Here is an 8,915-nt window from a genome sequence, read left to right as displayed (position 1 = left end):
GTCTCCACGCGGTATCTCTACCTCGTGTCACCCGGGGTGAATCTCACTACCCTCTTCGGGAAGGCAACTCCACCAGCGTAACAGTCCCGCTCGCCGAATCACAAACCGGCCAACTTCTCTGCCTCACGGCTTCGCTGCGACTCTCTCGAGAGCAACTTCTCCATGCTAGCTATCCGGTCTCACCGAGTCAAACCGGCGGATCTTCTTGCTGTTCGGAGCTCGTCTCCTCGGCGTCCCCGGCCTCTCGGCCCGGGCCGCTCTCGGCGACGTCCAATAAGTTACGCAGACGTGAATGGAAACGCAAACCCGCAGGTAGAAAGCGCTAGACGACGAAGGCGCCGGGGTCACCGGCGCCTTCGTCCCCGCTGGGCTCAGTTGAGCTTGACCCCGGCGAAGTTCTTCTTGCCCCGTCGGAGCACCAACCATGAGCCGTGCAGGAGGTCCCCTGCCGCCGGCGTCCATTCCGGGTCCGACACCCGCTCGTTGTTCACGTAGGCGCCGCCCTCGCCGATGGCGCGTCGGGCCGCCCCCTTGCTGTCGCTCAGACCGGAGGCCACCAGGAGATCGACGATCGTGACGGGCTCTCCCCGGGCGATCTCGACCGCTCCGGCGTCGTCGAGCGCGGCCGCGAGTGTCGATTCGTCGAGACCGGAGAGCTCTCCCCTACCGAACAGCGCCTGCGCGGCGGCCTGGACGGACTCCGTCGCCGCCACCCCGTGCACCAGAGTCGTCATCTCCTCGGCGAGTCGCTTCTGCGCCGCCCGCAGGTGGGGCTTGTCCCGGGTGAGCTCCTCGAGCTCGTCGATCTCCTCCCGTCCGAGGAAGGAGAACCACCGCAGGTAACGCACCACATCGGCGTCAGCGGTATTGAGGAAGTACTGGTACCAGGTGTACGGGCTCGTCATCGCGGGATCGAGCCACAGGCTGCCGCCGCCCGTGGACTTCCCGAATTTCTTGCCGTCGGACGAGGTCACCAGGGGGACGGTCACGGCGTGGACGGATTCCCCGTCGACGCGACGGTTCAGGTCGACGCCGCCGATGATGTTGCCCCACTGGTCGGAACCGCCCAGCTGCAGCGTGCAGTCCAGGTTGCGGCGCAGCTGAAGGAAGTCGTTCGCCTGCAGGAGCATGTACGAGAACTCGGTGAACGAAATACCCTCGCCCTCCAGCCGACGCTTGACCGTGTCGCGACCCAGCATCGTGTTGAGGGAGAAGTGCTTGCCCACGTCGCGGAGGAACTCGATCACGGACATGTGCCCAGTCCACTGCATGTTGTTGACCACCCGCGCCCCCGTGGGCCCCTCGGTGAGGTCGACGAACCGCTCGAGCTGTCCGGCGATCCGCTCGGTCCACTCCGCCACGGTGTCGGAGGTGTTCATGACCCGCTCCCCCACGTCGCGGGGGTCACCGATCATGCCGGTGGCGCCGCCGGCCAGAACGATCGGCCGGTGCCCGGCCAGCTGGAAGCGGCGAAGCGTCAGCAGCGGGATGAGGTGACCGGCGTGCAGGCTCGGCCCGGTCGGGTCGAAACCGCAGTACAGCGACACGGCCCCCTCGTCGAGGTGCGCCCGGAGCGCGTCGAGATCTGTCGACTGGGCGATCAGCCCGCGCCACTGGAGTTCATCGAGGATGTTGTTGGTCACGACCGTCATTGTCCCCCATCGGCGTGCCGGGCCACCACGGGGCGGGTCACCTGCGGTGCCCGTGGACTGCGGCGGTACGTCGAGACCTCCCGCGCGCCGGCCACCCAGAAGCGCCACGGACGATCCGCCTCACGGGAAACCCCGACCCGGGGGCCGGAACGAATCCGGGCCCCGGGGACAGGTTCCGGCCGGAAATGGACCGACGACGACGGGTCGAGCACGTCGATACCTCGCATCGACAGGTCGATGCCCAGGGTCCTGCCGAGATTCCCGGGGCCGCGGGCCGCGCGCTCGGCGACGACGCCCGGCCGGCGGGTGCCCACGATCTCGTGACCATCCGCGATGCGGGCGGCCCGGAGCAGCACACCTCCGCCCTCCCCGGCGGGGCGGCACGTGATGTTCACGCACTGGTGGATCCCGTGGCTCAGATAGACGTACAGGTGCCCCGCGTCCCCGAACATCACCTGGTTCCGGGCCGTGGGTCCCGGCCAGGTGTGTGCCGCCGCGTCGGGGAACGGGGAACCGGGCGGGCCGCCGTAGGCCTCGACCTCGAGGATCCGTACCGCGACCGCGCCGTGCGACAGGACCCCGCCGAGCAGCGCCCGGGCCGCGGTGTCGGGAGACGAATCCCGTAGCAGCGTCCGGAACCGATCGGAGTCGACGACGTCGATCGGGTCGGTCCGGTCGTCGGGGGACGTCACCCCTCGGTGCCTCCCCCTGCCAGGGCGACCAGTTCCGCATGCTCGGCGTCGTCGACCTGCCGGGACTCGTCGACCAACAGGACCGGGATGCCGTCGTCGATGCGGTAGGCACGACGCAGACGCGGGTTGTAGAGCGTCTCCGGTCCCGCGAGCAGGAGCGGTCCCTTGTCCTCGGGACAGGCGAGGATGTCGAGTAGACGTGCGTCGATGACGGACATGGCGCTCAGCCTACCCAGCCGGCGAACTCATCGCGGATCTCGCCCAGCCGCCGGCGCTGTTCGGCCACCGCGTCACCCGCGGTGCCACCCCGGGCGTTCCTCGACGCGATCGAACCGGTGACGGTGAGGACCTCGCGTACCTCCGGCGTCAGCGCGGGGTCCACGGCAGCCAACTCGTCGTCGTCCAACTCATCGAGCCCGACGCCGCGGTTCTCCGCCACGCGCACGCACTCCCCCGCCGCCTCGTGGGCGACCCGGAACGGGACGCCCTGTCGCACCATCCACTCCGCGATGTCGGTCGCCAGGGTGAACCCGGCGGGAGCCAGCTCGGCGAGTCGCGCCGGGTGGAACTCCAGGGTGGCCACGAGTCCGGCCATGGCCGGCAGCAACAGATCCAGCTGCGCCACCGAGTCGAAGACCGGTTCCTTGTCCTCCTGCAGGTCGCGGTTGTAGGCGAGCGGCTGCGCCTTGAGGGTCGCCAGCAGTCCCGTCAGGTTCCCGATCAGTCGACCGGTCTTCCCACGCATCAACTCGGCCACGTCGGGGTTCTTCTTCTGCGGCATGATCGAACTGCCCGTCGACCATTCGTCGGCCAGCGTGACGTACCCGAACTCCGGGGTCGACCAGGCGATGATCTCCTCCGCCAGGCGGGACAGGTCGACCGCGATCTGCGCGAGCACGTACGAGGCCTCGGCGGCGAAGTCGCGGGAGCTGGTGGCGTCGATCGAGTTGTCCGCCGCGCGATCGAAGCCCAGCTCGGCGGCGATCGCATCCGGGTCCAGTCCCAGCGAGGACCCCGCCAGCGCACCCGACCCGTACGGCGACACCGCCAGCCGACGATCGAGGTCACGGATCCGGTCCAGGTCGCGCAACAGCGGCTGGGCGTGCGCGAGCAACTGGTGGGCGAGCAGGACCGGCTGCGCGGCCTGGAAGTGGGTCTTGCCCGGCATCACCGTCTCCGGGTGGGCGTCGGCCTGGGCGACCAACGCGTCGATCACGTCGAGCACCCCTGCGGCGACCGCCCGCACGGCATCGCGGAGCCACATGCGGAACAGCGTGGCCACCTGGTCGTTGCGGGACCGGCCGGCACGGAGCCGACCGCCCACCTCGGGACCGACCCGCTCGATCAACCCTCGCTCGAGGGCGCCGTGGACGTCCTCGTCGGACTCGGCCGGGACGTAGGCACCGGAATCGACATCCGCGGCGAGACGATCCAGCCCGTCGAGCATGGTGTCGAGGTCGGGACCGGTGAGCAGACCCGCGCGGTGGAGGACCCGTGCGTGCGCCTTGGACGCCCGGATGTCGTACGGGGCGAGTTCCCAGTCGAAGTGGGTGGACTTGCTCAACGCGGCCATGGCCTCCGTCGGCCCGCCGGCGAAGCGGCCGCCCCACAGCGCGCCGGTGTTGGTGCCGTGCCGACCGGCGTGACCCTGGTCCGCACTCACAGGCCGAGGTCCCGCTTCGCGGCGATCTTCGAACTCAGGCCGTGCAGGTTCACGAAGCCCTTGGCGTAGCTCTGATCGAACGAGTCGCCCTCGTCGTAGGTGGCGAGGTTGAAGTCGTAGAGCGAGGAGTCGGAGCGGCGCCCGTTGACGGTGATCGAACCCCCGTGCAGGACCATCCGGATGTCGCCCGACACGTGCTCCTGGGTCTTGTCGATGAAGGCGTCCAGGGCGTACTTGAGCGGCGAGAACCACAGTCCGTCGTAGACGGCGTTGGACCAGGTGTCCGAGACGCCGGACTTGTACCGGGCCAGTTCGCGCTCGAGCGTGACGTCCTCGAGCGCCTTGTGGGCGGTGATGAGGATCATGGCACCCGGGGCCTCGTAGACCTCACGGCTCTTGATGCCCACCAGGCGGTCCTCGACCATGTCGAGGCGCCCGACGCCCTGCGCGCCGCCGCGACGGTTGAGCTCCTCGATCGCTTCGAGCACGCTCACCTTGCGGCCGTCGATCGCGACCGGCATTCCCTCGGCGAAGGTCACCGTCACCTCATCGGGGGCGGCGAAGTTGATCGTCGGATCCTCGGTGTAGTCGTAGACGTCCTTCGTCGGGGCGTTCCACAGGTCCTCCAGGAATCCGGTCTCGACCGCACGGCCCCAGACGTTCTGGTCGATGGAGAACGGCGACTTCTTGGTGACGTTGATCGGGATCTCGTTCTGCTCCGCGAACTCGATCGCCTTCTCACGGGTCCACGCGTAGTCGCGGACCGGCGCGATCACGTCGAGGTCCGGCGCGAGAGCGCCGAAACCGACCTCGAAACGGACCTGGTCGTTCCCCTTGCCCGTGCACCCGTGGGCCACGGCCGTGCCGCCGTGCATCTTGGCCGCGGTCACCAGGTGCTTGACGATGAGCGGACGGGAGATAGCCGAGACCAGCGGGTACTCGCGCATGTACAGGCCGTTGGCCTTGATCGTGGGGGCGCAGTACTCGTCGGCGAACTCGTCCCGGGCGTCCACGACCACCGACTCGACGGCGCCGCAGTCCAGTGCACGCTGCCGGACGACGTCCATGTCCTCACCGCCCTGGCCCAGGTCGATGGCCACGGCGACGACCTCGGCGCCGGTCTCCTTACCGATCCAGCTGATGGCCACGGAAGTATCTAGTCCGCCGGAGTAGGCGAGGACGACGCGATCGGACATGGTGTTCTCCTAGAGGTATGGGATGGGTCGGGGGTCGGTGTGCGGGACCGGTCAGAGCTGGCGTCGCGCCAACCCGGCCAGCCGATCCGCGAGTTCAGCGCCGGTGACGGGTTCGCGCGCCATGACGAATATGGTGTCATCCCCCGCGATCGTCCCGACGACGTCGTCCGGATTGGCCCGGTCGAGGGCGCTGGCGAGGAAGTTGGCCGCCCCGGGGGGTGTCCGCAGGACGGCGATATTTCCGCTGTGATCGGCGGACACGAGCAGGTCGGCGAGCAGCTTGCCCAGTCGGTCGGTGCCACCCGGGATCCCCGGGACGTGGCTTCCGTCCTCCGGGATCACGTAGCGGCCTGCGCCACCGTCCGCCGCGCGGAGCTTGACGGCGCCGAGTTCGTCGAGGTCCCGGCTGAGGGTGGCGACCGCCACGGCGATGCCCTCCTGTGCCAACGCCTCCGCGAGCTCGGTCTGGCTGCGTACCGCCTGTCGACGGAGGATCTCCACGATCCGCGCGTGTCGGGCGGTCCGACTCACGGTGCCGATGGCGGTCACGTTCGCTCCAGGAGCCACACCAGCAGCGCCTTCTGCGCGTGGAGCCGGTTCTCTGCCTCGTCGAACACGCGGCTGCGGGGCCCGTCGATCACCTCCGCGGTGATCTCCTTGTCCCGGTAGGCGGGTAGGCAGTGCAGGACGATCACGTCATCCGACGCCCTGTCCACGGCGACCCGGCCCAGCTGGTACCCGGCCAGGTCGCGCAGTCGCTCGGACGCGGAGTCCTCCATCCCCATGGACACCCAGGTGTCGGTGATGAGGACGTCGGCGCCGTCGACGGCCCGGTCGACGTCGGTCGTGATGGTCACCGAACCGCCGGTCTCCGCCGCGATCCGCTCGGCGTCGGCGACCACCCGGCCGGTGGGCTGATACCCCTCGGGGGCCGCGATGGTGATGTGCATGCCGGCGGTCGCGAACCCGAGGAGGTACGAGTGCCCCATGTTGTTGGCCCCGTCGCCCAGGTACACCGCCCGGAGTCCCTCGGTTCGGCCGAAGTTCTCCCGGATGGTGAGCAGGTCGGCCAGGATCTGGCACGGATGGAACTCGTCGCTCAGGGCGTTGACGACGGGGACGTCGGAGTGGGCGGCGAGTTCGACCAGACCGTCCTGCGAATAGGTGCGCCAGACGATCGCCTCGACGTAGCGCGACATCACCCGGGCGGTGTCGGAGAGGGTCTCCCCCTTGCCCATCTGGGTGGAGCCGGACTCGACGACGATGGCGTTGCCGCCCAGTTCCGCGATCCCGGCGTCGAACGAGAACCGGGTGCGGGTGGACGTCTTGTCGAAGATGACCGCGACCGACCGGGGCCCCTCCAGGGGGCGGGCGGAGAACGGGTCGGCCTTGAGCCTCAACCCGAGGTCCAGGACCTCGGCCTGCTCGCGGGGGCTGAGGTCATCGTCGCGCAGGAAGTGACGGATGACGCGCGTGGAGGAGTCCGCCGTGGCCGGGGAACCCGCAGTGGTCGACGTGCTGGCGGTCGGACCGGTCATGACGAGGACTCCTTCTGGGCTGCGATGGTGGACGACGCGGTGTCGAGGATCCCGGGCAGTGCGGAGACGAACTCGGCGACCTGCTGTTCGGTGAGGATGAGCGGTGGCGCGAGCCGGACCACGTCCGCGGTGGTGGCACCCACCAGGTAGCCGGCGTCGCGCGCCGCCTCCTCCACCGCCTTGGCGGCCGGCGCGGTGAGCACCATCCCGAGCAGCAGGCCCCGGCCGCGCACGTGGTCCACGAGCGGGTGGTCGAGGCACTCGATCTCGGCGGCGATGACCTTCCCGAGGCGGTCGACGTGCGCCACGAGGTCGTCGGACTCGATGGTCTCGAGCACCGCGAGCGCCGCGGCGCACGAGACGGGGTTCCCGCCGAAGGTGGTGCCGTGCTGGCCGGCGGTGAGCAGCTCGCCGGCGGTGCCGACGCCGAGGCAGGCGCCGATGGGCAGCCCGCCGCCGAGCCCCTTGGCCAGGGTGATCACGTCGGGGACGACCCCGGCCTTGCGGCAGGCGAACATCGCGCCCGTGCGGGCGATGCCGGTCTGGACCTCGTCGACGATCATGAGGATCCCGTGGGCGGTGCACAGGGCCCGGACGTCCGCGAGGAAGCCCTCGGGCGGTTCGACGACGCCGCCCTCGCCCTGAATCGGCTCGACGATCACCGCGGCGGTGTCGTCCGGGGCCGTCTCCACGAGCGCGGTGAGGGCCTCGATGTCGCCGTAGGGGAAGAACTCGACGCCGGCGGGCATCGGCTCGAACGGCGCGCGCTTAGCGGGCTGGCCGGTCATCGCCAACGCCCCCATCGTCCGGCCGTGGAAGCCGTTCTGCGCGGCGAGGATCCGGGACCGGCCCGTGCGCCGGGCGATCTTGAACGCGGCCTCGTTGGCCTCGGCTCCGGAGTTGCAGAAGAAGGCCCGGACGGGTTGGTCGACGGCCAGCAGGGACTCGAGCCGCTCGGCCAGCTCCACCACCCTGGGGTGGAGGTACAGGTTGGAGACGTGCCCCAGCTCGGCCACCTGGCGGCTGACCGCCTCGACGACCGCGGGGTGGGCGTGGCCGAGGGAGTTCACGGCGATCCCGCCGAGCAGGTCCGTGTACTCGCGCCCGTCGGCGGCCGTGACCGTGACCCCGGTTCCCGAGATCAACTCGAGTGGCGGGGTGCCGTAGTTGCGCATGAGGGCGGAGTCCCACCGTGAGGTGAGGTCGGTGGAGGTGTGGGTGTCGGTGTGCGTGGTGCTCATCTGTCGACTCCTGCCGGTGACCGGGTTTCGTGGTTGCCCTCGGTGACCATGGTCCCGATGCCCCCTTCGGTGAGTATCTCGAGGAGCACCGAGTGCTCGACGCGTCCGTCGATGACGTGGGCGGCGTGGACCCCGCCCCGGACCGCGCGCAGGCAGGCCTCCATCTTCGGCACCATCCCGCTCTCGAGGGACGGTAGGAGCCGCTCGAGCGGCTCGGTACCGAGGTGGGTCACGAGCGAGGAACGGTCCGGCCAGTCGGTGTAGAGGCCCTCCACGTCGGTGAGGACGATGAGTTTCTCCGCGCCGAGTGCCGCCGCGAGTGCGCCGGCCGCCGAGTCGGCATTGATGTTGTGGACGGTGCCGTCGGAGTCGGGTGCGATGGTCGACACCACCGGGATCCGTCCGGCCTCGATCAAATCGAGCACGGCGCGCGGGTCCACCGATTCCACATCGCCGACCAGACCGATGTCGGTGGGCTCCCCGTCGACCATCGCCGTCCGGCGGACCGCGGTGAACAGGCCTGCGTCCTCGCCGGAGATCCCGACCGCATACGGGCCGTGCGCGTTGATGAGCCCGACAAGCTCGCGTCCGACCTGGCCGAACAGCACCATGCGGACGATGTCCATGACCTCGGGAGTGGTGACCCGGAACCCGCCGCGGAACTCACCCTCCATGCCCAGTCGGCCGAGCATCGAGGTGATCTGCGGACCGCCCCCGTGGACCACGACGGGCTTGAGCCCGCAGGTCCGCAGGAACACCATGTCCGCCGCGAAGGCCGCCTTGAGGTCGTCGTCGACCATCGCATTGCCGCCGTACTTCACCACGACGATCTTGTCGTGGAACTTCTGCAGCCACGGCAGTGCCTCGGCGAGGACGTGCGCGCGGACGAACGGCGTCAGTTCGGTGGAACCGTCGTTCATCGCTGTGGTCATG

At 69.6% G+C, this 8,915-nt stretch carries 9 protein-coding genes; all 9 read right to left on the bottom strand.

The window, feature by feature from the left end:
• Positions 1 to 371 precede the first annotated feature (371 nt).
• From tyrS to argB, 9 genes are read right to left on the bottom strand one after another with little or no spacing between them, the layout of a single operon-like run.
• Positions 372 to 1,643 carry a tyrosine--tRNA ligase gene (gene tyrS, locus L8M95_RS16985; protein ID WP_312027427.1) on the bottom strand — a complete coding sequence of 424 codons (1,272 nt, stop codon included), beginning with the start codon at positions 1,641 to 1,643 and terminating at the stop codon, positions 372 to 374.
• Positions 1,644 to 1,648: 5 nt separating this feature from the next.
• Positions 1,649 to 2,281 (bottom strand): DNA-3-methyladenine glycosylase, encoded by a 633-nt coding sequence (locus L8M95_RS16980; RefSeq protein ID WP_260489297.1) that lies wholly within the window; start codon positions 2,279 to 2,281, stop codon positions 1,649 to 1,651.
• 59 nt (positions 2,282 to 2,340) lie between these two features.
• Positions 2,341 to 2,562 (bottom strand): Trm112 family protein, encoded by a 222-nt coding sequence (locus L8M95_RS16975; protein ID WP_260487240.1) that lies wholly within the window; start codon positions 2,560 to 2,562, stop codon positions 2,341 to 2,343.
• A 5-nt stretch (positions 2,563 to 2,567) separates the two neighbouring features.
• Positions 2,568 to 4,007 (bottom strand): argininosuccinate lyase, encoded by a 1,440-nt coding sequence (argH, locus tag L8M95_RS16970; RefSeq protein WP_260487239.1) that lies wholly within the window; start codon positions 4,005 to 4,007, stop codon positions 2,568 to 2,570.
• Positions 4,004 to 5,203: an argininosuccinate synthase gene (locus tag L8M95_RS16965; RefSeq protein WP_260487238.1), complete on the bottom strand. Its 1,200-nt coding sequence runs from the start codon at positions 5,201 to 5,203 to the stop codon at positions 4,004 to 4,006. The genes argH and L8M95_RS16965 overlap by 4 nt, the downstream gene beginning before the upstream one ends.
• A gap of 51 nt (positions 5,204 to 5,254) precedes the next feature.
• The gene (locus tag L8M95_RS16960) at positions 5,255 to 5,752 is read right to left on the bottom strand and encodes an arginine repressor (protein ID WP_260487237.1); all 498 of its coding nucleotides are present in this window, start codon (positions 5,750 to 5,752) and stop codon (positions 5,255 to 5,257) included.
• Entirely contained in the window at positions 5,749 to 6,741 is a 993-nt protein-coding gene (gene argF, locus L8M95_RS16955) for an ornithine carbamoyltransferase (RefSeq protein WP_260487236.1), read from the bottom strand. The genes L8M95_RS16960 and argF overlap by 4 nt, the downstream gene beginning before the upstream one ends.
• Entirely contained in the window at positions 6,738 to 7,982 is a 1,245-nt protein-coding gene (locus tag L8M95_RS16950) for an acetylornithine transaminase (RefSeq protein ID WP_260487235.1), read from the bottom strand. Before L8M95_RS16950 ends, argF begins: the two co-directional genes overlap by 4 nt.
• Entirely contained in the window at positions 7,979 to 8,914 is a 936-nt protein-coding gene (gene argB / locus L8M95_RS16945) for an acetylglutamate kinase (protein WP_260487234.1), read from the bottom strand. Before argB ends, L8M95_RS16950 begins: the two co-directional genes overlap by 4 nt.
• Between the last annotated feature and the right edge of the window lies 1 nt (position 8,915).

Source organism: Dietzia sp. B32 (assembly GCF_024732245.1).
Classification (GTDB): Bacteria; Actinomycetota; Actinomycetes; order Mycobacteriales; family Mycobacteriaceae; genus Dietzia.
The sequence above is the reverse complement of the archived record's forward strand: the minus strand, read 5'-3'. Positions and strand labels throughout refer to the sequence as shown.